General features: G+C 39.0%; 17 protein-coding genes and 1 riboswitch. Of the genes, 5 read left to right on the forward strand and 12 right to left on the reverse strand.

Going from position 1 to position 24,651, the window contains the following annotated elements:
* Window positions 1–55 precede the first annotated feature (55 nt).
* From FBF83_RS14480 to FBF83_RS14505, 6 genes are all read right to left on the reverse strand, one after another.
* Window positions 56–2,104 carry a right-handed parallel beta-helix repeat-containing protein gene (locus FBF83_RS14480; RefSeq protein WP_136947879.1) on the reverse strand — a complete coding sequence of 683 codons (2,049 nt, stop codon included), beginning with the start codon at window positions 2,102–2,104 and terminating at the stop codon, window positions 56–58.
* A 448-nt stretch (window positions 2,105–2,552) separates the two neighbouring features.
* Window positions 2,553–3,629: a M42 family metallopeptidase gene (locus FBF83_RS14485; RefSeq protein ID WP_136947880.1), complete on the reverse strand. Its 1,077-nt coding sequence runs from the start codon at window positions 3,627–3,629 to the stop codon at window positions 2,553–2,555.
* A gap of 90 nt (window positions 3,630–3,719) precedes the next feature.
* A complete protein-coding gene (locus FBF83_RS14490) occupies window positions 3,720–5,324 on the reverse strand; it encodes an ABC transporter substrate-binding protein (RefSeq protein ID WP_240688108.1) in 1,605 nt (534 codons plus the stop codon).
* A 52-nt stretch (window positions 5,325–5,376) separates the two neighbouring features.
* Window positions 5,377–5,817, reverse strand: coding sequence for an Lrp/AsnC family transcriptional regulator (locus FBF83_RS14495; RefSeq protein ID WP_240688109.1), 441 nt, complete (start codon window positions 5,815–5,817; stop codon window positions 5,377–5,379).
* A 295-nt stretch (window positions 5,818–6,112) separates the two neighbouring features.
* Complete coding sequence (gene sfnG / locus FBF83_RS14500; protein ID WP_136947881.1) at window positions 6,113–7,204, reverse strand: dimethylsulfone monooxygenase SfnG; 1,092 nt, start codon at window positions 7,202–7,204, stop codon at window positions 6,113–6,115.
* Between the two features lie 238 nt (window positions 7,205–7,442).
* Window positions 7,443–7,547, reverse strand: a riboswitch (SAM riboswitch).
* A 114-nt stretch (window positions 7,548–7,661) separates the two neighbouring features.
* Window positions 7,662–8,156, reverse strand: a complete 495-nt coding sequence (locus FBF83_RS14505; RefSeq protein ID WP_136947882.1) for a lactoylglutathione lyase family protein — start codon at window positions 8,154–8,156, stop codon at window positions 7,662–7,664.
* Between the two features lie 130 nt (window positions 8,157–8,286).
* Here FBF83_RS14505 and FBF83_RS14510 point away from each other — a divergent pair, with 130 nt between their 5' ends.
* The gene (locus tag FBF83_RS14510; protein ID WP_136947883.1) at window positions 8,287–8,616 is read left to right on the forward strand and encodes a winged helix-turn-helix transcriptional regulator; all 330 of its coding nucleotides are present in this window, start codon (window positions 8,287–8,289) and stop codon (window positions 8,614–8,616) included.
* A gap of 88 nt (window positions 8,617–8,704) precedes the next feature.
* Here the strand turns inward: FBF83_RS14510 and FBF83_RS14515 are convergent, their stop codons facing one another.
* Window positions 8,705–11,908, reverse strand: a complete 3,204-nt coding sequence (locus tag FBF83_RS14515) for a DEAD/DEAH box helicase (protein WP_136947884.1) — start codon at window positions 11,906–11,908, stop codon at window positions 8,705–8,707.
* Window positions 11,909–12,192: 284 nt separating this feature from the next.
* Between FBF83_RS14515 and FBF83_RS20955 the strand changes: the two genes are divergently transcribed.
* Complete coding sequence (locus FBF83_RS20955; protein ID WP_169525493.1) at window positions 12,193–12,351, forward strand: hypothetical protein; 159 nt, start codon at window positions 12,193–12,195, stop codon at window positions 12,349–12,351.
* Window positions 12,352–13,103: 752 nt separating this feature from the next.
* Here FBF83_RS20955 and FBF83_RS14520 read toward each other — a convergent pair.
* The gene (locus FBF83_RS14520; protein WP_136947885.1) at window positions 13,104–14,387 is read right to left on the reverse strand and encodes a hemolysin family protein; all 1,284 of its coding nucleotides are present in this window, start codon (window positions 14,385–14,387) and stop codon (window positions 13,104–13,106) included.
* Window positions 14,388–14,455: 68 nt separating this feature from the next.
* On the reverse strand, window positions 14,456–14,869 hold the full coding sequence (locus tag FBF83_RS14525) for a MerR family transcriptional regulator (RefSeq protein ID WP_240688110.1): 414 nt from the start codon (window positions 14,867–14,869) through the stop codon (window positions 14,456–14,458).
* 194 nt (window positions 14,870–15,063) lie between these two features.
* Between FBF83_RS14525 and FBF83_RS14530 the strand changes: the two genes are divergently transcribed.
* On the forward strand, window positions 15,064–16,464 hold the full coding sequence (locus FBF83_RS14530) for a trypsin-like peptidase domain-containing protein (RefSeq protein ID WP_136947886.1): 1,401 nt from the start codon (window positions 15,064–15,066) through the stop codon (window positions 16,462–16,464).
* A gap of 256 nt (window positions 16,465–16,720) precedes the next feature.
* Here the strand turns inward: FBF83_RS14530 and betA are convergent, their stop codons facing one another.
* Window positions 16,721–18,403: a choline dehydrogenase gene (gene betA, locus FBF83_RS14535; protein ID WP_136947887.1), complete on the reverse strand. Its 1,683-nt coding sequence runs from the start codon at window positions 18,401–18,403 to the stop codon at window positions 16,721–16,723.
* Between the two features lie 157 nt (window positions 18,404–18,560).
* On the reverse strand, window positions 18,561–20,033 hold the full coding sequence (gene betB, locus FBF83_RS14540) for a betaine-aldehyde dehydrogenase (RefSeq protein WP_136947888.1): 1,473 nt from the start codon (window positions 20,031–20,033) through the stop codon (window positions 18,561–18,563).
* Between the two features lie 282 nt (window positions 20,034–20,315).
* On the opposite strand from betB, the gene cudC reads away from it, so the two are divergent.
* Both cudC and FBF83_RS14550 read left to right on the forward strand, forming a co-directional pair.
* On the forward strand, window positions 20,316–20,864 hold the full coding sequence (cudC, locus tag FBF83_RS14545; protein ID WP_136947889.1) for a choline uptake/conversion transcriptional regulator CudC: 549 nt from the start codon (window positions 20,316–20,318) through the stop codon (window positions 20,862–20,864).
* A gap of 488 nt (window positions 20,865–21,352) precedes the next feature.
* Window positions 21,353–22,993 (forward strand): sodium:solute symporter family protein, encoded by a 1,641-nt coding sequence (locus FBF83_RS14550; protein WP_136947890.1) that lies wholly within the window; start codon window positions 21,353–21,355, stop codon window positions 22,991–22,993.
* 183 nt (window positions 22,994–23,176) lie between these two features.
* Here the strand turns inward: FBF83_RS14550 and argH are convergent, their stop codons facing one another.
* Window positions 23,177–24,649 (reverse strand): argininosuccinate lyase, encoded by a 1,473-nt coding sequence (gene argH, locus FBF83_RS14555; RefSeq protein WP_136947891.1) that lies wholly within the window; start codon window positions 24,647–24,649, stop codon window positions 23,177–23,179.
* Window positions 24,650–24,651: the final 2 nt, after the last annotated feature.

A 24,651-nucleotide genomic window follows, 5' to 3' on the forward strand; every position in this document is an offset into this window, starting at 1 on the left:
AAAAAGCATTGAGGCAGAGTGCCCTCATGCTTTTTGCTTTTTAATGTAAGTCCTCTTACCCACAAATATCTGGTGGATCACTTTTAAAACAAGCATTGAGGATAAAATCGTTATCCCTATTGTCTGCCTTAATATCATAAGGTGTATTTCGAAACAGTTCATTTCTGAGTAGTAGATTGTTGCTTGCTGCATCTGTTAAGTAAATACCGTTGTATTGGTTAATTGAGCTCTTGTTATCCTCAACGTTATTGAATTCAGTGTGAACAAGTATTCCGCCTCTTGAATGAAATTGTACTTTATTACCGGCTACATGATTCCCTACACTATCTAACCTTACTCCCCTAGTGTTTGATAGTATTCGATTGTCAATAATAGCACCAGAGCCAAGCCCAGCTATTTCATACATTCCGTTACTACCATTTTGACTCATTTCATTGTTGTAAATGAAGTTAAAACCGGCATTATCAGCGATGCCATTAATCGCATTCGATTTTATTCGATTTCTTGTAACGGTACTTCCAACAGTTGTGTTTCCTATAAATTGAATTCCATTTCCTCCGTTAGAAAAAATATCGTTGTCTATAATCCAGTTGTTCATTGCCGTTATTCTGATACCATCTTCACGTGCGTCGATGATTTTATTTTTCCACATTAAGGTTGAGAATGCTAATGACAATTCGATTCCGTTTCCAGCTGTAATATTCCTTATCGTGTTTTTAACCATTGATATGCCAATGCCTTTTACAGATATACCTGTTTGAACATAATTTCGAATGATAAATCCCTGTATAAGTAAGATATTGGCGGAAAGTTCAAAAGCAGTATTCAGCTTCCCTTTTCCATCTAGAATCACTTTATTACCATTGGCAATCAAGCGGATGCCAGATTTAGAAATGGGAACAATAACTTCTTCCTGATAGAGGCCATTATTGACTAGGATAGTATCTCCAGTAGAAGCGTTATTCACAGCTGCAGAGATTGTAGGAAAGTCTTTCGGAACAACGATTACATTCTCATCAGAAGCAGAACCGTTTTTTACATGAGGATTCTGAAGGATTGTATTGTTTGAATCCGCAACCACTAGATCATTATCTTTATTACTTCTAAATAAGTTCTGGAAGATGAGGTTTCTAGTCGCTTTCTCCTTCATTACGAGACCATTCTTATTTTCTATAAGTTTATTTAGCTCAATGACATTAAGCATACTCTCAACAAGAACACCTGAGAAGGAGTTGCTTACAAACCGATTATCGACAACTAGGTTCCCAGGAGTTTGAACTACCAAGCCATTGCCTTTATTTTTCTCGATCTGATTGCTTAAAGATAAGGACCCTCCAAGTTTTGTTGGTAAGTTGATCCCTTCTTTACCATTCCTAACAATCTCATTATCATAAACGAGGTTAAAGCCTTCATCCTCTAGTATGCCGCTCTCTATATTACTTCGAATCTCATTTCCAACAATGTGATTTCCAATCGTACTGATTCTAATTCCATTTTGTCCATTATGACTAAACTCATTAGCAACAACCCAAACGTTTTTCGACTGAAGATTTATTCCATCCTTATGAGCATGAGAGACTTTATTCTTCCAAATTAAGTTAGAGAATGTCCCCTTATTCAGCTGGATTCCGTGACCCTTTGTTACGGTGTGAATCGTATTTTGGATGAGTTTAATTCCGTATACTCCTGTCACTTCAATTCCCGCTTCTACATAGTCTCGGATCTGAATTCCGCTTATCTCTATATTATTCGCCATTAACGTAAATCCTGTATCTAGCTCTCCTTTTCCATTTAAAATAACATCCTTACCGTTCGCAATGAATCGGAGAGATGGTTTGGTAGAAGGATTAGAAACACTCTCATGATACGTACCATTTGCTAATAAAATTGTGTCTCCAGCTGATGCTTGATCCACCGCTTCTCCGATTGTTGGAAAATCTCTAGGAACGTGAAGAATTTGGTTATTAGGCTTTTGGGAGTCCACTGTTTCTTCATCCTCACCCATAAGAGATACGAGTTCGGAATGATAATCTTGAATCGAGTCATTCCACTTCTCAAGAAGTTCCGTTAAACTTAACTCACTCTCGCCAATTGACATACTCATCTCCACACCCTTTTTGAAATATCCTACATCTTTTGTGTGAAACAGATATTTATAATTAAAAAACTGTTTTCTTAGAGATTGTTGCTATAAGAGTAATGGTTAATGCTTCAGAATGCTCACTTTTCTTGGAGCGGGCGTTGAGCCTGCAGGAGTCGAGCACCTTCCGCTCCAATCAGCTAAGTGTAGTTTTTCACACAAAAAACTCTTTCAAAAACAACAATCTTTTAGAAAAGAGCCTAAAAAAATGAAGAAAACCATAGTCTCCTTCATTATTGACTGTATTGCTTCTATCATATGTACAACAAAAAAAGAAATGATTAGTCATTTACCTAAGTAGCGGATTTTAACTAACTCTTTTAGAATGCAAAGAAAAAGGAGGTTACCTACTGCTACGACAAAGCGTTTAAACAGTAAGAACACCCTCCGATTACTCGAAATATAATTCTCATTAAGTATCCAAGAAATTTCTACCTTTTAACTGATCTAATGACGTTATAAAATGAAGCAATAAATCTCTAGAATTCGTCAAATCGTTTAAATCGACCATTTCATGAGGAGAATGAGTGTAACGTGATGGAATAGACAAAGCTCCTGTCGCCACCCCTTCACCAGTTATATGAATCGCACCTGCATCAGTCCCAATGCCCATAAAAATCTCTTCTTGGTAGGGTATGCTTCTTTCATTTGCAACTTTTATAAGGTGCTGACTAATGAGGGGATGGGAAATCAATGATTTGTCTGCTAATTTCACACATGGACCTCCCCCTACTACTCTAGTCCCAGTCATTAGCACATCATTTGTATCACTTGTTGGTGTGGTATCAATCGCTAATGCATAGTCAGGCTTCATACTAGCCGCCACTACGGAAGCACCTCTTAAACCAACTTCTTCTTGAACGGTAAAGGCCATGTAAAGATCTCCATGTTCATAGGATTTCTCAATCAATTGATGAATTAAATCTATAAGTAAAACAGATCCCGCCCGGTCATCTAACGCTTTTCCCATCACTTTCGGAGAATGCTCTGTTCCTACTTTCTTTAGTTCCGTTCCATAGCTAATTGGTTGACCTACCTTGATCCCCATGCTTAAAACTTCTTCATCATTTAACCCACCAATATCAATGTATAATTCTCTATGATTACTAACACGACCCGGGTCATCCCATTTCACGTAATGCGCAGAAATCGTTCCGATAACTCCATGAACTGGTCCATATTCAGACTTAATCATAACAGGCTGAGATAATAGGACTCGATCATCAAATCCCCCTACTTTCTCAAAACGGATTAGACCATTTTTCTCAATCTTTTTCACTACAAACCCAATCTCATCTGAATGGGCCGCCATTAAAAGTGAAGGAAAATGAGAATTAGTAGCATTTACCTTCACAATTAAATTACCAATCGAATCAACATGATATTCATCAACATAATCCTTTACTAAAGCTAGAATCTTTCTTTGGATGTCCTGTTCATATCCAGATGGACCAATCGTATCGCATAAATCTTTTAATAAGGTATACATATGATTTCCCCTTCTATTCGACTATAGAACCTATCGTTTCAATTTATAAATACACCCCCTCATTACTTGAACAGGGGTGTATCGTGTTCTTTAATTCGTTAAGTAAACGTCCCAGAACGCATCATCACTCATTGGATGAGCAACAAACCCTTTCACATACTCTTTCTTAGCAAGTGGAGGTGTCGTATGTCCAATCAATGCCCACGGAGCATCATCATAGAAAATTTCCTGAGCTTCTTTATAGAGTTGGATTCGCTCTTCTTCATCAAACGTTGTTCTCGCTTTTAATAATAGATTTGTAAACTCCTCGTTCTTATAAAAAGCACGATTATTTGCTGGCTTTGTAGCATTTGTTTTACTTAAGTTAGGGAAAAGGAAGTTATCCGGATCAGCCATTACGCCAGTCCATCCAAACAATGCCATATCATGCTCCCCATTACTTGTTTTATCAAGGTACGTTGCCCATTCGTACGTATTAATATCAATTTCCACTCCAACTTCTGCTAAGTCAGATTGAATGGCTTCTGCTATCTTTAACGGTTGTGGCATATAAGGCCGCGGATTGCTCATTGCCCATAATTCTGTAGTGAAACCACCTTCAAGCCCTGCTTCAGCAAGTAATTCCTTCGCTTTCTCAGGATCATAAGAATACCCATCTATCTCCTCATTATACCCCCACAGTGATGGTGGAATAGGATTTACAGCTTTCTCAGCCATGCCGTTGTAGAAAGCGTCAATGATCGAATCTTTGTTGATCGCATAGTTCAACGCTTTACGAACCTTGGGGTTATTAAAAGGTTCTTTCTCCATATTGAAAGCTAAGTATCCAATATTAAAGCCAGGTCTCTTCACTAAATCGAGATTACCATCAGATTTAACGAGATCCGCATCATCCGGACTCAATCCATCAATCATATCGACTTCACCCGTTTGCAACGCTGTGAAACGAGCAGAATTATCAGGAATAACTCGAAAGATCAGTTGATCCAAGCGTGGGATGTCTTCCACATAGTAATCTTCATTTTTACTCAATAGAATTTTGTCATTTCTCGTCCAGCTATCAAAAACAAACGGTCCAGTTCCTACTGGATTCTCATCATAGTTCTCACCGTATTTCTGAACCGCTTCTGGACTAGCCATTCCAAACATCGGAATAGCAAGGTAGCTAATGAATGGTGCAGTAGGCTCCGTTAATTTAATTTCAACCGTGTAGTCATCAATGGCTTTTACATATTCAATCTTGTGATCTTGATCCCCTTTGAACCCACCATATAAGAAAGAATAATAGGTGAATTCACCATTGTGCTCCGGATGATTAGGGTCCATCCAACGATCAAAGTTAAAGACAACAGCATCTGCATTAAAGTCTGTACCATCGTGAAATGATACGCCTTTTCTCAGCTTCAATGTCCACGTTAGCTCGTCTTCCGCAAGTTCATACTCTGTCGCAAGTCCAGGCTGAAGCTCAAGCTTCTCATCATATTTGAAAAGAGTTTCATAAATATTATGTGTTACCCTGGTTGACTCACCATCTGTAACATTAATCGCATCTAACGATAACGAGTCCGCACCTCTAGCAAAGATTAGCGTTGACCCTTCGCCTTCTGATTCTGTAGACGTATCATTTCCACCTGAACAAGCCGTTATGAACAAACCAACCACAATGGTCAACAATGCCAAAACTATTCTCTTCACCTTATAACCTCCATTATTTTTTTATTCAAACTCCCCTGGCTGTATGGTTCTCTTACAAAATGTCGTGAGTATTCTTGAAAATATCGAATTGATACGTGGTATTCACTTTACGAATGCCCTTAATCTCGTAAAGCTTGTATACCATCTGTCTGATATCTTCCTGATTCGGTAAGTTTGTTTGAATCATTAGCGGATATTCACCAGAAGTTAGGGTAATATAACGCACCTCTTTGTACTCCTTAATGACCGCTACAATTTCCTGTAGATGGTTTGGCTCCACGTCTAACTGAAAAATAGCTGCAACCTTCACGCCAACTGAAACGGGATCTACAATTCCAACTACTTTCAGAACACCTGCGTCAACAAGTTTTTTGTATCTCATTCTAATCGTCTTTTCCGTCACTTCTAATTCTTCGGCAATGTCTTTGAATGACATGCGTCCATCATGAGATAAACAAACTACTAACCCTTTATCCAATTCATCTAGTATCAAATTTTTCACCACCTTTTAATTCTTACATTTACCAAAGAATACAATTACAATCTTTTAATATCACTAAAGTGTAAAAAAATAATTATTTAGTCCGGATAATGGTAAATTAATTAGAAATACTACCTTTTAATGAATTAAACAAATTATAAAGTAATGTTTGAATTTTCGCAATAATGTACTCGAAAATAATCGTTAAAATTTTCAAGTAATCTGTATTCCAAAATAAAAAAGCAAGAGAATCCATCGTAATGGATTTTCTTGCTCAAAAATTGAAACGTATTTCAACGCTAGTAATTTATATCCCTACGCCTTCTCTCTCTAACAACTCCTCCTTCTCTTTCACAAGTGGTATGACCTCTTTACCAAAGCGCTCCAGGTCCTCTTCGTAATGAAAGTGTGCAGTTAACACCAAGTCCACTCCAATTTCTTTCAATTCTAATATTCGGTCTGCAACTTGTGCTGCGGTTCCAATTAAACCTGTTTTAAATCCATCGTTGTATTGAACTAAATCTTCAATACTTGAATTTGCCCACATACCCTCATTATCACGCGTCGACTTACCAGCTTCTTTCACTGATTGCCTGAATCCTTCCACAGCTTCATCATCCTTATATCCAACTATATCACGAAGCAGTTGATGCGCTTCTTCTTCTGTATCACGTACAATTGCGAAACCATGCGCTGCAAATTTGACGGTACGCCCTTCTTCTTTAGCTAACGCACTTACCTCATCGATTTGCTTCTTTAACCCTTCAAGCGTATTGCCATTCATAAAGTAATAATCAGATACTCTTGCAGCCATTTGTTTAGCAGCAGTTGAATTGCCTCCCTGGAAGATTGGCAGATTCCCTTCCTGTACAGGCTTCGGTTTAAACGGTGCATCATTGATCCTGTAGAAGTCTCCCTGAAACGAAGCGGTTTCTTCCGTCCATAACTCTCGAAGTACATTAATAAATTCTTCTGAACGACGATATCGTTCATCATGCTCGAGCCACGGTTCACCGTATCCAGTAAACTCTTGTTTAAACCAACCACTTACAACATTAACAGCTGCTCGACCATGACTAATTTGATCTAGCGTTGCAAACATCTTCGCATATACTCCTGGATGCCATAGGCCTGGATGAACGGCTGAAATTAACTTTAATTTATCTGTTACAGCGGCTAAAGCAGAAGCGAGTGTAATTGCTTCAAGCTGATTCTCGGCACCATAACTCGCAAAGAAGCGAGTCTGTAATAAGGCAAGATCGTAACCCGATTCTTCTGCTATTTTTGCGTAACGCTTGTTAGCCTCAAAGGTCCAATCCGTTTTCTGTGGAAGCTTCGATACAACAAGCCCTCCACTAACATTAGGTACCCAATAAGCAAATTCCAAATTCTTCGACATATATAACCGTCTCCTTTCGTAAGTAGACGGACATTCTCAGATCATGATAAAGTAACTATAATGATCTGGTGTGTCCGTAATTGTCGCATGTCACATCATTGATCGTCCCTGAGAAGAGGTGTTGCAGCACCTCTTCTCTATCTAAACAACAACAAAATCAAACAAAAAAGCCCCTTCTGCTCTCACGAAGCAAGAAGGGGCGTTATTACGATATTAAAAAAGCACTCGTATAACGTCCTTCTCATCTTCGGAACAAAAGCATTCCTCTGAAATTGGCACCGGGCGTTAAACGCTGGTTGCCGAGACATCGTAGGGTCAGTCCCTCCGTCTCTCTGGATAAGAAGTTATTACTTGATTAAATTGTTAAAGCTTATGATAAATCCGAAGTGGTAACTTGTCAATGTAATTCACTAAGTTTTCTCATTATTTAATTTATAAAGTTAATCAAATGAAAAACTTAATAAGCACCTTCAGAATAAGTTAATTCGTAGCTGTGCGTATAGATCTCGAAAATGTTACCAAATGGATCTTCTACATAAACCATTTTAAATGGTTTTTCATCTGGATAGTATTCACGGATTGGCATACGCTGCTTTCCGCCATGCTGTTTAATTTTCTCAACGATTCCCTCAATATCAGGGTCCTGGATACAGAAGTGGAAGATTCCAGTTTTCCAGTATTCAAAGTTATTTTCTGGTTTCTCGTTTTCAGGGAACTCAAACATTTCAACTCCAATTTTATCTCCAGTTGATAAGTGGGCAATTCTAAATTTATCCCAATCGTTCCCAAAGACGTCACGACACATTTGACCAATTGGAGTGTCATCATTTTTAACTTCAGATGGCTCCATCAATACATACCAACCAAATACATCCGTATAAAATTTAACCGCTTCATCTAGATTCGGAACCGATAGTCCGATATGAGAAAAACTTCTTGGATATGTTAACATAGTGTTGAACTCCTCCTTGATTATTACTATCTTCTAACACAGCATCATTATACTTAGTATTAAGTCAGTATGTAAGAACGCACTTTTTTGTGCGATACTATCCAAAAGGTAAGTAAGGAGTCGAATCAACATGAATTCTCCTGTAGATCAGAAAGGGAAACTAAAATGTTCAATCGAATATACGCTAAAGAAAATCGGTGGCAAATGGAAAACCGTTATTTTATGGCATTTAGGAGTTGAAGGAACGCTTCGATATAGTGAATTACGTAAATTACTCCCTGGCGTTACTCACAAAGTCATGACTCAACAGTTAAAAGAATTGGAAGAGGATGGTTTCATTAATCGCACCCAATACGATACCATTCCACCAAAGGTAGAATACAGTATGACCGAAAGAGGAAAAACCTTAATGCCTCTACTTGAACAGATGCATTTATGGGGAACAGAAAATCAAATATGAAAAAAAGCACCTGTCCCCACTGCTAAAGCATTAGCATATGGAGACAGGTGCTTTTTCCATAACCAACCACTCGCTACTTGTCCCTATCTCATCCCATGAAGATCTCACGAAGATCTTCTTCTGTTAATGTTACTGAAGTGTGTTCTTCTGAATCAACGATGTCTGCAATAAGCTCTCTCTTTTTGTCTTGAAGCTCATTCATCTTTTCTTCAATGGTTCCTCGGGCAACAAGTTTAATGACTTTGACAATCTTATCCTGACCTATTCGGTGCGTCCGATCTGCTGCTTGCTCCTCAACAGCAGGATTCCACCAAAGATCATATAAAATCACCGTATCAGCCCCTGTTAAGTTAAGTCCTGTTCCTCCTGCTTTTAAGGAAATAAGAAACAAATCTCTCTCACCTTCATTGAATCGATTGCAGGTTTCCACTCGCGCCGGAGGAGGCGTTTCCCCATCAAGATAGAAATACGGTTGACCACGCATTGTAAGCTCTTTTCCAATTAGCTTAAGCATCTTTGTAAATTGGGAAAAGATCAACACTCTTCGACCAGCTCGTCTTGATTCTTCTACAATTTGTAGCAGCTGTTGAAATTTCGCTGAGCTTCCTTCATAACCGTCTACAAACAATGACGGATGACAACAAATTTGTCGCAATCGCGTTAAGCCCGCTAATATTTTAATGCGATTCTTTCGAATAGTATCTTTGTCGAGGTGCTTTAATGTATCAGTTCGTAGCTTCGCTAAATAAGCAGCATAGAGCTTCTTCTGTTCAGGTAAAAGCTCGGTTAACTCGAGGGACTCCTCTTTTTCAGGTAATTCAGCAAGCACGTCTTCTTTCATTCTACGAAGTAAGAATGGTCGAACCCTTCGAGCGATGGTTTTTCTTGTAAGGTAGCTGTATTCTTTTAACCCCTGAAAAAGCTCGGGAAAGACGACATGATAAATGGACCAGAGCTCTTCAATTGAATTTTCAACCGGTGTTCCTGTCAGGCCAAAACGGTTATCTGCTTTAATTCTTTTTACCGTTCTAGCTGTTTGGGTCGCTGGATTTTTGAATGCCTGAGCCTCATCAAAAAACACTGTGTGGAATGATTGGTTCTCATACCATTTATGATCTCTACGAAGTAATGGATACGAAGTGATGATAACGTCCATTTCTTTATTCTGTTGGAGATTTTCTCGTTTCGATTGATTTCCGTCTATCACAACCGCTCGAAGGTCTGAAGCAAACTTCAATATTTCATTTAGCCAGTTATACGTTAAAGAGGACGGGCAAACGATGAGCACAGGATTCTTCCGCTCTCGAATAGATGCGAGCTCAGATACAATATAAGTAATGCTTTGCAGTGTCTTACCAAGCCCCATATCATCTGCTAGCACACCGCCAAATCCATAGCTAGCGAGTGTTTTCATCCACTTGTACCCTTGTTTTTGATAATCACGCAGGACGTTGTCTAACTCCGCTGGCACCTCAAAATTCAACTTGCCGGGATGAAGTAGTTGATCCAGAAACTGTCGAAACGAATCCTCGGCTGTGAAAACCTCGTTATTATCAATGGAATCAAGAAGATGAAGACTTTTTGAAACGGGTAGATTCCACTTAGCTTCAAAATTTTCATCCTGAACCGGCACGGTGTTTAAAAAGCGATGGATTTCTTCCATTTCATTCGTCTCAAGAGAAAGTAGAGACCCATTTCGGAGACGATAATATTTTCGCTTTTCTTCTAAGGCCGCTAAAATTTCTCGAATTTGATTGTCAGAAATGCCATCCATTTCGAATTTGAATTCTAACCAATTGGTACGTTCCCTTTTCTTATGCTTCACCCTAATGGCAGGATGAGTTTCTTTTCGTACAAGCCGATTCCGAACTGCTGTTGTCGCATACATTTGAACTAATTTCTGAAGCTTTGGTACAACATGATAGAGAAATTCATATTCAAGGGCTTCATTTTGCATATGATAACCGCCATCGGTCTTTGTAAATCCACTTTCATCCATAAGCTGAAGGATCTCTTCTTCTTTCTCCAGGTCCCTTATAATCATTGGCCCCGTTGGAACGTCTCGGCCTTCGAGCGGTTGAATCACGACTCCTTCATAGTGAAACTCAAGTCCAGCAAGCAAACGATTTTTCAACCGATCGAGATACAATTTCGCCGTGAGCGGTGTTTCGAAAAATCGCTGATTTAACGCTCTTGATAGTTCAACATGTCCAATCTTTTTCAAATCCGGTACGATTTTTTCGAGAAAATGATTAATATGTTTAAGTGGAATTGGAATATAATTGGTATCTGGAAATGGAAGCATTTGCTTGAGTTCAAATAATCGATTACAGTCCTTCCTATCCAATTGAAAGACTTGACCATCGCACAGAACTGAACGATACGAATTCAACACAAGCATGCGCTCAAAGCCTTTAACTGTTAATTGAAAATTATCCTTACTTGTCTCATCAAATAGAAACTGGATAGGAGGTGTTCCCTCCACAACTCGTAAGCTTTCAAAACACCGTTCATTATACTCAAGCTTTGCTAATGAAGCTGAAAGCAATGGGACAAGTCTCATCCAGGAGGACGGAGGAATAATCAATGTTTCATTCGTTCCTTCATAACGGGAAGTATTCGACATCGATTCTAGAAAGGCTACTTCATCATGAACGACACGTATTAGATGATGAATAATCGCATCCGCTTCGATTGAAAAACAATGAGTGCTTGGATTATATGTAAATTCAGGAGATACTTTAACTTGCTCTCCTCTTTTGACGCCTAGAAGAAAGTTTCGTATTTGAAGTAACTTCTGATTTTTAAGTTCTATTTCTATACCAAACAAGTGCTGACCGTTGACAGAAATCGCTTTACAGGTAAACGAGACGTCAAGAACTGCTCTTTTCTCGAAATATCGTTGATGGCCACTCGCATTAGTTAGTGTGTCCTTGAAAAGCGTCATGAAACCCTTTGTAAGTTCTCCATCATTCGCTTGTTTTTGAAGGTTAAGTGGAGAAGTTCCCTTATGTTGATGATCATTAATCGCTAGTAGAACAGCAGCAATGTGCTGGCAATCCTTTTGAAAATTAGCTAACGAAGGACAGCTACATACTCTCCGTAAATCTCCATTCACTTCTTTTTCAATCGTTACATGAAAGTCTTCCGTACCTATAACAGTAGCGTCACAAGAGTTTTCATTATATTGGTTAAACCTCACTTTATCTGAACGATAATAAGCTTCCCCTTTTTTGAAGGAAAGGGTACCGCACATTTCTTTTATGATCTTGTTGTTTATGTTTATATCCATGTACTACCCGTTCCTTCTATGACGAATTAAGGCGATCTTATTCTCTCGCACTAGTCTTTTCACATTTTATCATATGTTTCTTTGTACAATCTAAAATCACCGAGACAACAAACGATTCAACAACCGTTAGTTTTTACCATTTCCTTCACAATAAAAAGCTCTATTTCTGTAGATCGACCAGGTCATGCTTTTAGACTACGAAACTTAATTTTTTTATCAGTCCACGTATAATTTTAGCGAAAATCACCAAACATTATAGTACTTGTAGCATAGAATAAGTAATAATGAAATTGGAGATGATCGTTGTGTGGGTGATCACGGTAATTGGAGCCGACGGTGTTCGTACCACGTTAGATGTTTGCTTCAGCACATTTGATGAAGCTGCATCGTATGCTGAAAAAGCGCAGTTTCCCTCGTTTACGATTAAAGTAGCAGCAAGATAAAATCACCTGGCGTTTCCGGGCTGATTCGACATCAATACTTAACGGATGGACTTGGGATGACTGCCAGGTCTTTTTTTTATGCTTATCAAAACAAAAGCCCTACTTTAATCGTTACTACTCGTAATGTTCAATAGCCGATTACCTTTCCAGTTTCCTAATACAACCACTTTAACCGTCATATTCATCAAAATTGTCAAATATACTTAAACGGTTAATAATGGAGATTATGTAGGAACCACAGTTTGGCGGGCGCTTAAACTAATATTAACCTGTTAGGATGGGCTTAAATGGGCATGTTAAGCATCATCTACATCCTCTTCCCCCCATGCTGGTGAAACGTTTATAGCGAAACTGCATTTTTGGCTTTATAACGTATCACTACCATTATTTATGCTTGGATTCTTTCTTTCTAGTAGGCCATGAATCACTAATGATCCTTCTGATGATCTTCCCTAACAAACTAGTATTGAGTTTGGTTCTGTTTGTCATTAATGTATTTTTGAATGTAAAAGGCTGCTGTTTTAGTAGGAATTGTTGCTATAAAGCGGTTGTTTTCCGCTTCGGCCAAGTGTGGTTTTGAAATACAAAACGTCTTACAAAAACAATTATCTTTTAGAAAAAAGCCATTTAAAAAGAGCCTGATGTCCATGTAGTTAGATGGACATCAGGCTCTTTTATTACTTACTACTTATATAGCTAATAGTGTGCTTAAAATCAGCGGAAGGATCTGGGTATTCATCCCCCATTATTTTCTAGGCTTTAAGCATCACATCTTCATGAGTTTGATCCTTTGGAAGTACCTCTACCTGTATTTTTCTTACGCGACGATCTTCAACCTGTTCGACTATGATCTTAAGATTTTCATAATAAAAAGAATCCCCGCTGTTAGGTACTGTACCGAGGTTTTCAATCACCCATCCCCCTAACGTGTGATAAGAACTTTCAGTAGGGGGCGCATTCATTAAATCCAAGAAATCATCTAACTGATATTGAGCATCAAAGTGATAGTTGCTATCCGAGATTCGTTGCATCGTACTGAATTTCTCATCTTGTTCATCCCAGATTTCCCCTACTATTTCTTCTAGAACGTCTTCTAATGTTACAAGACCCGACGTACCACCGAATTCATCCAATACGATAGCCATATGCACTTTTTCCTTCTGTAGTTTGGGTAACAACGTTGAGATCTTCATGGACTCTACGACAAACAGTGGTTCTCTAATTAACTTTTTAACATCAACATTTTGATACTTTATCAAATGGGTAAGAAATTCTTTCTCTGTTAATATGCCGATGATGTTATCAATACTATCCTGATAAACTGGTATTCTTGAAAATCTTTCTTCGAAGAAGATCTCTTTCATTTCGTCAATTGATTGATCGATATCAATCGCTACTATATCAATTCGCGGAGTTAATACCTGACCTGCAAGCGTATCATCAAAGTCCATCGAGCGATGAATGAGATCGCGTTCTTCTTTGTCAATAACGCCTTCTTCTTCACTAATATCCAACATAACCTTTAATTCTTCTTCTGTTACGGATGGAAGTGTGCTGCTCTTAGCAAAAAGTCTTGATACCCAATCTTTCAATTTAACAAAGAAGAAGTTAACAGGTGCTAGCAGTTTAATTAAAACGTATAACACTGTAGCGATCAGCAATGAATAAGATTCTGCATGTTCCTTTGCTAACGATTTAGGAAGGATCTCACCAAAGATTAAAATTAGGATAGTCATAACAACTGTACTAATAACGAGGCCAGTGTTCCCGCCAAATAAATCGGTTGCAACAGCGGCTGAAATACTAGCAGCAGCAATATTGACGATATTGTTTCCAATAAGAATCGTTGATAAGGCTTTATCGAAGTTTTCGGCAATCGCTAAAGCTCTTTTACTTCCACGCCTTCCTTCATCTGCAAAATTTCTCAGCCTAATCTTGTTAACACTTGAATAGGCGGTTTCAGCTGATGAGAAAAAAGCAGATAAAAGAATTAAGAAACCTAATAAAAGAATCGAATCCAGTGGTATGTCATTCAAAAAATTTCACTCTCCTGAGTTATTGTTTATAGTTACTTACAATCATTTCATTTTTAATAATAGGCAGGTCAAGTTGAGTAAAGAAGTAACGATTGAATAAGCGCTACAGTCTGAGGAGAAAGATTTTTCTTAATCTTCATCTGGGTGGCATCGTCTAATTTCTCAACGCTTTCGTGAATTTCCTTCAATTCAGCTTCCAGATACGTCATTTTATCCATTACTTCCTTCACCTGATTACGAACCAATTCAGTATCAACCAGACTAGATTTCTTTATTTTCAACCGTTGTTCGATTTGCTTTAAAGTCATTTGCATTTCTTTACATTGTTCTATGAATCTAATGTCCTCAATCGCGTCTTTTCCATAAAAGCGATAATTCGTATCAGATCGTTCACACTGCAACAAACCTATTTTTGTATAATAATCAATTGTACGTTTTGATACATTACATAATTCAGCTAATTCACCTATTTTTAACAACATCCCAAGATCAATCACCTCACTCTCATTTTAAGTTATTACGTGTGAACTGTACAGTAGAACGTTATACTTTTTATGTTTAACTAAATCTTCTCGGCAGTTTCGAAAAATATTTTCCATTATATTCTTATTTAGATAACCTACATACTTTGGGATAAGGTATAATAATCAAAAAGATTATAAGAGGAGGAAATCCTATGTTCTGTCCAAAGTGCGGGACAAAAAACGTAGATAATGCACGGTTCTGCATCCAATGTGGTCACTCTTATACTAATAAACAAAAGAAGAACAGATGGTGGATGGCTGGTATCATCCTTACTTTATTCTTGGTGTGCGGGGGATTTATTTATTATTTCGTTCTTAATAAAGAATTTAATAATGAAACTGTTGTGAAAGAAATAACACCAACACAGATCGAAAGTGAAGTTAACTCTACTAAACCAGAAAAACAACCGACAGTTGAAAAAGATCCGAAGACAAACACTTCGACGAACGTTGAAAAGAAAAAGAAGGCTACAAATCAGAAAGCAGCTACTCAAAAAGATAAAAAAGATATCATACGAGATGCTCAAACCAAAGTGTTTACAATCCTAACAGCGGATAGCCAGGGATCAGGGTTCTTGTTTCAGGAAAATGGTACAGTTGTGACCAATGCTCATGTTGTGGCAGGCTACATTGATGTCATGGTGCGTGACCAAAACGGCCGAGAAATGAACGGAAAGGTGATCGGCATATCAAATCAATATGATGTAGCACTTATTCAAATTCAGGACTTAGCAGGTACACCTCCTTTAGAAATGGAAATGAAAGAATCAGAGATTGGTTCAGAAGTTATTGCACTTGGAAGTCCTCAAGGATTGGAAAATACAGCATCCATCGGATATCTGACTGGTCTTGACCGTTCATTTGTTTCGGATTTTCAGTATGAGAATGTGTATCAAATTGATGCGCAAGTTTCACCAGGAAGCAGCGGTGGGCCATTACTAGATGGGAAAACAGGAAAAGTAATTGGAATCAACTCAGCTTTGCTAACTCGCGATGAATCGATTGCTTTCTCTATTCCTATGTATACGATGAAGGATCTTTTAACTAGTTGGTCGAAATCACCGATGGATAAATATGATGTAGCCAACACATTTGATTTCTATAATGAATATGTTGCTTATGACGAATATGAGTACGGTGATAGTTTCGAAAATGAAGACTATGAAAGTGAAGAAGAAGCTTATGATAGTGCGTTTGATGAAGCAAGTTTGTCTGACTTTATCCTCAATTTCCGCTCAGACTATGAACTTGCATTAACGAGTGAAGACTTCAGTTATATTGAAGATTTACTCCTATATGATAGCCAAGCCTACTATGAAATGTCTGACTATATCGATGAAATATCCGGACAAGGGATGGTCTTCAACTTCACCTCTAATGAAGTAACCAATATTGACATGCAAGCAGAACAAGCCATTGTTAGCACCTTCGAGGTTTTTGATTTCATGAACGCTGCGGGGGAATGGAGCGTGTACGAACGTATTAAAGACTATGTCGTCGTTATTGATGAAAATGGATACTATAAAATTATGGATATTGAGATTCATCAATAATAAATGACCTGTTAGGTTCAGACTGATTCGGAAGCATGGATCATCCGTTACCTGTTTATAAAGTGTTTACGTTTAAAAATGAGAGCGGCTTACTTATTCATTTAAGTAAGCCGCTCTCATTAGGAGTTGTAATGAGGAGAAATAGGTTGAATAAGACAAACATATATCTTAAAACAACAAAAAAGAGAAAGCACTCTATCATAAATGTATGCTTCTCTAGCAAATACATTATAAAGAGTGCTTCTCATAGAAAACGTTATTTTGTTACTGTGCCTGCATCGGCTGGGTGTACGCCATGACGATAGAAGTCTGCATCGATCGCATCCAACGGTTTACGTCCAAGGATAAGATCTGCTGCTTTTTCTGCTAGCATCAAAACAGGTGCATGGATATTACCATTTGTAACATAAGGCATGGCAGATGCATCGACCACTCGTAGGTTTTCCACTCCGTGAACCTTCATCGTTTCTGGATCAACAACAGCCATAGGATCTGATTTAGGTCCCATTTTGCAAGTACATGATGGATGAAGTGCTGTCTCAGCATCTTCTTTCACCCATTCGAGGATTTCCTCGTCTGTTTGAACAGAAGGACCAGGTGAAATTTCGCCGCCATTGTATTTTTGCATAGATGGTTGAGACATGATTTCACGGGTGATTCTAATTGCTTCTACCCACTCGCGCTTATCCTGTTCAGTAGATAGGTAGTTGTAAACCATACTTGGATGCTCTTTCGGATCTTTCGAGCGAATCTTCAATGATCCACGGGCATCAGAGTACATTGGTCCAATATGTACTTGGAAGCCGTGTTTTGTTTCCGCTTTTTGACCATCGTAACGCACCGCTACAGGAAGGAAGTGGAACATCAAGTTCGGATAGTCAACGTCTTCATTGGAACGGACAAATCCTCCACCTTCAAAGTGGTTTGTCGCCGCAGGGCCCGTACGGTTTAGCATCCACTGTAAGCCAATCCAAGGCATACGTGCTTTGCTTAGGTTAGGCTGTTCAGAAACCGGTTCTGGACATGTGTGTTGCACATAGACTTCAAGGTGATCCTGAAGGTTTTCTCCTACACCAGGAAGGTCTACGATCGGTTCGATGCCAAGGGAGCGCAGATGTTTTGCCTCACCAATTCCAGCTAGTTGAAGCATTTGCGGCGTTGCGATGGCACCGCCTGAAAGAATAACTTCACCTGCTTCAACTTGATGAACCTTTCCATTTCGTCGATAAGTCAATCCTTTGGCGCGTTTACCATCGAAGTCGATGCTTGTCACAAAGGCACGCGTTTTAACTGTCAAGTTCTCACGGTCCATGAATGGATGTAAATAGGCACGTGAAGCGGATAGTCGTTGGCCTTTGTACACATGCTTATCAAACGGTCCGAATCCTTCCTGACGGAAACCGTTCACATCAGGAGTACGTGAATAACCAGCTTCTATACCTGAATTGAAGAATGCCTGGAATAATGGGTTTTTAGCAGGTCCGCGTTCCAATTTGATCGGTCCGTCGTGGCCTCGAAGTTCATCGTCTGGAGATGCCAGAGCATTTTCCAAACGTTTAAAGTATGGAAGGCAATGTGCAAAGTTCCAGTTTTCCATCCCTTCGTCAGCACCCCAACGCTCGTAGTCCATCGGATTTCCACGTTGATAGATCATACCGTTAATGGAACTAGAACCACCAAGTACCTTTCCTCTAGCATGCGGGATGTTCCGTCCCTTCATGTATGGCTCAGGGTCCGTCTCGTATTGCCAATCGTAGAGATCTTTTCCTGATGGAAAAGGGAGAGCTGCTGGCATTTGGATAAGGAGATCCCATGAATAATCACTGCGTCCAGCCTCTAATACAAGCACACTTTTCTTTCCATCTTCACTTAGACGGTTGCCGAGTACAGATCCCGCACTGCCCCCACCAACGACTACATAATCATATGATTCAGTCATACTCTGTTCCTCCTTGATGTTGAAATAGGAAAATAGGTGTTCAGACGATAAACGTATTGTCCGAATCTCTTTCATCCCTATTAAACATAGTTACTAGTTTTGTATTTTTATTGTTCAGCTGATTCATCAGCTTCATTTCATATAACTAATCGTTCTCTTAGAACCAGTTGATCGTTTCCGGTTTCAGGTTCTGGAAGATGTGTTTTGTTTCTGTATATTCTTCCAAACCGAGCTTTCCTAGTTCACGCCCGATACCAGATTGCTTAAATCCACCCCACGGAGCGTGCGGGAAGTACAAGTTGAATTCATTAATCCAAACCGTACCCATACGCATTTTCGCTGCACAGCGTTCAGCTTTTGCAATATCATTTGTAAAGACACCGCCTGCAAGTCCGTAGATCGAGTCGTTTGCTAGTCTTACTGCTTCTTCTTCGGCACTAAATTTCTCAATTGTAATAACCGGGCCAAACCCTTCTTCTTGGACAACGCTCATATCTGTTGTGCAGTCTGTGAAGATCGTAGGTAAGTAGAAAAAGCCATTTTGCAATTCAGGATCTTCTGGACGTTTGCCACCAACTACTACTCTTGCACCTTCTTGAACTCCCGCATCGACATACTTTTCTACTTTCGCAAGATGTTCTGCTGAAATGAGAGGGCCCATTTGAGTGTCTTCGTCAAATCCACTACCTAATTTGAACTTCTTCACTCGCTCCACAAGTGCGTTAACAAACTCATCGTGAATACTTTCTTCTACAATCAGTCTTGTACCAGCGGAACAAATTTGTCCTGCATGGAAAAATACTCCGTTCAGAGCCTGGTCAACTGCTAGATCGAAGTCAGTATCTGCAAAAATAATATTCGGGTTTTTCCCACCTAGCTCTAGCGCTAACTTCTTCACGTTCGAACTAGCAGATTGCATAATTTTCTTTCCTGTTGCAATACCACCTGTGAAAGAAATAAGGTCCACATCCATGTTACTAGACAGTTCTGCTCCAATCGTATCGCCTGCACCTAGAACAAGGTTTGCAACACCGGCAGGTACTCCCGCTTCTTCCATTAGTTCAAATACTTTTATATGAGTAAGTGGTGTAATTTCACTTGGCTTTATGATTAACGTATTTCCAGTTGCAAGCGCTGGAGCTAGTTTCCATGACGCTTGAAGAAGAGGATAATTCCATGGCGTAATTTGGCCACAAACGCCTACTGGTTCTCGGACTACTTTACTGATTGAATTTGGCACCGGCGAATCGATGAGCTCTCCGCCGTCTTTGTCTGCAAGTTCAGCAAAATAACGAAATACGCCTGCGATATCATCCATGTCTCCACGGCTTTCTTCTACTGTTTTTCCAGTATCCAATGATTCTAGATGAGCAAGCTCCTCTTTGTCTCTTTCGATTAATTCAGCAATTCTTCTTACGATAGCCCCTCTCTCTGTTGCTGGGGTATCGGCCCATTCACCATTATCAAATGATTCTCTTGCTGCAGCGATGGCTGCCTTTGCATCTGATTCATCACCTTCTGGGACAATAGCAATAACTTCCTGATTATATGGATTAATAATTGATCGCGTATTTCCTGATTTCGCGCCAACCCATTCTCCATTTATGTATTGTTTTAGTTTCAGATCCATATCTATCAACTCCAATGTCGAAGTAATTAACTTTATTAAAAATTTATTTAACACAATTAACGTTAACACTTCTTTTTTTAAGTGTCAAAAATAAATTCAAGTCTAGGACAAAAGATTTAACTTACTCTATGATGGGTATAACTAGTAGGGTAAACACATTTCAATTTAGTATTTTGTTATCTTTTGATTGACATTTCATGTGAACACGTCAACAATAAGTTAATAAATAAATTCAATATAAATTTAACTCGATTTACCCTTTGTGAAGGAGTGACCTGTTTTATGAGTGAACCAACTGAAGGACCAGAACTTAAAATAGAAGATGCCAAAGAGAAAGTCATTGGTACGATCGCAGAAACGATGGATTTATATGGCGTAACTCCCGCTGCTGCAAACTTATACGCGACAATGTATTTTGAAGATCAAATGACACTCGATGAAATGCGAACCGAACTCGGAATGAGTAAACCTAGCATGAGCACTAGCGTACGCAGGCTTCAAGATATTAAAATGGTGAAAAAAACATTTACACGCGGTTCTAGGAAACATACTTATGTAGCTGAGAAAAATTTCTTCCGTTCTTTCATGGCATTTTATTGTCAAATGTGGGAACGCGAAGCCAAAATGAATATGGAAGCAATTGAGGAAGCACAAGAAGATTTCATAGAAGTGATTAAAGATTCTAACAGCACTTCAGAAATTGTAGCAAAAGCGAAAACATACTATGATCAATTAGAAGAATCAAAAGCATACTATCACTGGTTGGAAGACTTGGTTGAAAGTATAAGAAGCGGTAAGATCTTCGAATTTCTACCTAAAGATCAGAAATGAATAACTAATCATACAAAAAGAGGACGCCATTATGGCGCCCTCTTTTTTGTGGCTTCATTCAACCAGATTAGAGGGGCATGACAGTCTATCATTCGGATTTCTGTCTATGAAAAAGAAGAAGAATTCTCTACGAAACGTCCCTAAACGATCACCCTAAAGTCTGCTTACTCGATTTGACAATGAAAATCGAATCATATAACATTTATAATTACGTTAAAAAAATATTTAACATACTTAATTTTCTGCACGAAGAAAAGGCGGTGTTACATACGAAAAAAGCACATGACAATGCGGATAAACGAGTTAAATCCAAACGGAACGAGAAGTGATCAAAACTTGAAAAGCGGCTTAACGTTTTGGTGATTCGTTTCCGATCTCAGTGAAATAGTTAGTTCTATAAACATTTAAGATAATCTTCAGAAATAGAAGTAACTCATTGCTGGGATACGACTTAAAGAGATTTTGTTTACAAATTAATTGAAGAGGTGATGTTATTGACTGAACGAAAAGGAAGTCTACTAAAAGTAGGTATATTTGTAGCTGCTATAGTCGCAATGTTTGTTTATTTAGGAATGACGAATATTAATATTAACTGGGGATCATTTATTGCTATGCTAGCCTTTTATGCCGTCATCTATTATATCGGGGCATTTATGGCAAGTAATAAATCTGAATCAGCATCAGACATGATGGTAGCCAAACGTTCTTTACCATTATGGATTTCAATGTTTACAATGGCTGCCACCTGGGTCGGCGGTGGATACATATCAGGTACTGCAGAATCAACGTATTCATTTGGACTCGCATGGGCTCAGGCACCGTGGGGTTACGCACTAAGCTTAATCATCGGAGGAATTTTCTACGCAAGAAAAATGCGTCGATATGAATTCATGACAATGATTGATCCACTTGAACAACGGTTCGGAAAAAAAGTTGCTGGTGTTCTATATATTCCAGCTCTATTAGGAGAAGTCTTCTGGAGTGGTGCGATCTTAACTGCTTTAGGAACAACGTTTGGGACCATTCTAGGCTTAGACTTTCAAACGTCAATTATACTATCAGCGGTCATTGCAATCGCATACACAGTCGTTGGTGGTATGTGGTCCGTTGCGTTTACCGATGTTTTTCAAATGCTAGCTGTTATGATCGGACTATTCCTGGTTCTTCCTTTTGCTCTATCAGAAGTTGGTGGATTAACTTCTGTTTGGAGTAACTATCAAACGGATATGGGGAGCTATGCAAGTCTTTTCCCACCATTAGATGGGTGGACTGATCCTGCTTGGGGCAATTATTACTGGAACTGGTGGGACTTTGCCTTACTACTTATTCTTGGCGGTATCCCATGGCAAGTATATTTCCAACGTGTTCTTTCAGCTAAAACTGAGAAAACCGCTATGTGGCTATCGATTACTGCAGGCTTCGTTTGTATTATCGCAGCAGTACCGGCAGTGATTATCGGCGCAATTGGATTAGACACTGATTGGGCAAGTCTTGGTGTGAATGCACCTGACAATCCAGCTATGATTCTCCCTTATGTCTTGCAGTATTTAACGCCAGATATTATTGGGGCAATTGGATTGGGAGCACTTGCAGCTGCCGTAATGTCATCGATGGATTCTTCTATTCTATCAGCCTCTTCAATGGCTGCTTGGAATCTTTATCGTCCACTATTCAAACCAAATGCATCAAGTGATCAACTTAAGAAGGTTATTAAACGCTCAATTATCCTGGTTGGAATTGCAGCTACAATCATTGCATTAAACGTACAAAGTGTTTATGCCTTATGGTATCTTGCTGCGGACCTAGTATATGTTATTCTATTTCCACAGCTAACCACTGCTTTGTTCTTTAAAGGGGCAAATAAGTACGGTTCAATTGCGGGATTAATCGTATCGTTCTTCCTTCGAATAGGTGGTGGAGAGCCAATGATTGGACTTCCTATCTTCCTACCTTATCCAATGATCGAAGATGGACTGGTTCTCTTCCCATTCCGTACACTCGCAATGGTGTCTGGTCTACTAACGATTATCGTTGTATCTAAATTGACCAAAAAAGCATGTCCACCTAAACCTTTGTTAATGCCAGCGGAGAGAGAAAATGGTAATGAGAAAATCGAAAAAATTGCTTAAATGATGCTACGGCATTCTTAGTAGTAAATTAAAATTATATATACAATAAGCACCTGACCTGGATGACTACACTATAGAGCCATCTGGTGAGGTGCTTATTTATTGTAATTAAGAATCTATTGCTTCTTCACCTGTTATGTTAATGTGAAGGATTCGATTATGTGTTAAGGGATGATCTCCCAGTTATAAATTCCGCAAATCCTCTTTAACAGCATCTATTCTAGTAGAATAGGCGCCAACTTTCTCACCCAACTCTGTCCAACGTACTTTCCGTTCCTGCACCATTCTTTCTACAACCTGTGGATTCGGTCCCCCCGTAACGCACCTGCGTTCAATAAACTTGGATGGATCACAAATGTTATGCCAGTCTTCTTCTGAAAGCTGAACATCGCCAATCCACTCATTCACTTCAGAAGTGCTCACTTCGTACAACTCTTTCTTCCCCTCATTCGCTTTCTTACTTACGAAACTAGATAATTGATGGGCCTTTCGGAATGGTACATTGTAGTCTCTTGCTAATACGTCGGCTAACTCAGTAATTGTAATCATGTTTGTTCTAGCTTGTTCAAGTGCTCGTTCCTTGTTGAATTTCATAGTCGTAATGACAGCCGTTAACAGCTTCGTAACACGATTAGCTTTATGAAATCCGTTATAGAGATGTGGCTGTAGATCATCTTCCGTATCCACAATATCTCCATATGGCGTATTGTGAATCATCTGAATGACACTTAGTCCTTCACCAACTGCGCTGCTAGCGAGAGCTCTTGAATGTTCCAAAGAAACCGGATTTCTTTTTTGTGGCATAATGCTACTCACCTGAACATAAGCGTCAGAAACTTTAAGTAATCCTACTTCATTAGAGGCCATTCTAAGGAGTTCTTGAATCCATCTACCTATATTAGTCATCATACTTACTAATGTAAGAGCTGTTTCAAGTAAGTAATCTCCAGTTCCAATTGCATCATAGGAATTCTCCATAATGTCCTCAAACCCTAACAGTTCGACCATTCGTTCACGACTAATTGGAAAACCGGTCGTTGTAATCGCAGCCGCCCCCATCGGGGAACGATTCACTGTTTGATAAGCTTGCCATAAGCGGTCTACGTCTCTTGAAAGATTATCTGCGATTGCTAGTAAATAATGACCAAATGTAGTCGGTTGTGCAGGTTGCGTATGGGTGTGAGCAGGCATGATTGTGTGAATGTGATCTTCCGCTTGTATCACAAGCGATTGTCCTAACTTTCTTACGTTATCTAGAAGGTCAAGCATATGATCACGAATTACGATGCGATACATAGCTTCCCCCATATCATTTCGACTCTTCGCAATATGCATCTTCCCTGCTAAATCATGTCCAATTAACTTCGCAACTTCAGCTTCCACAAGGAAAAAAAGATCTTCATATTCCGGCATATAGTCCAACAAGCTTTTCTCCATTTTTGCAACTTGATTTACGCCGTCCAATATTTTCTTTGCTTCATCATTCGTAATAATCTTTTGTTCCTTCAGCATCGTCGTATGCGCACGATGAATCATAAACATCGCATCAAACAAATAATCACGCTGATCTTTAAAAACAGGTTTAAGAAGCTCGTCTACATAGGTTTTTCCGGGAAAACACGCGCCATCTTCTAACTCAAAATCTCCCTTTTTCATAT

The organism is Guptibacillus hwajinpoensis, from assembly GCF_005144865.1.
In the GTDB taxonomy this organism is placed as follows: Bacteria; Bacillota; Bacilli; order Bacillales; family Guptibacillaceae; genus Guptibacillus; species Guptibacillus hwajinpoensis_A.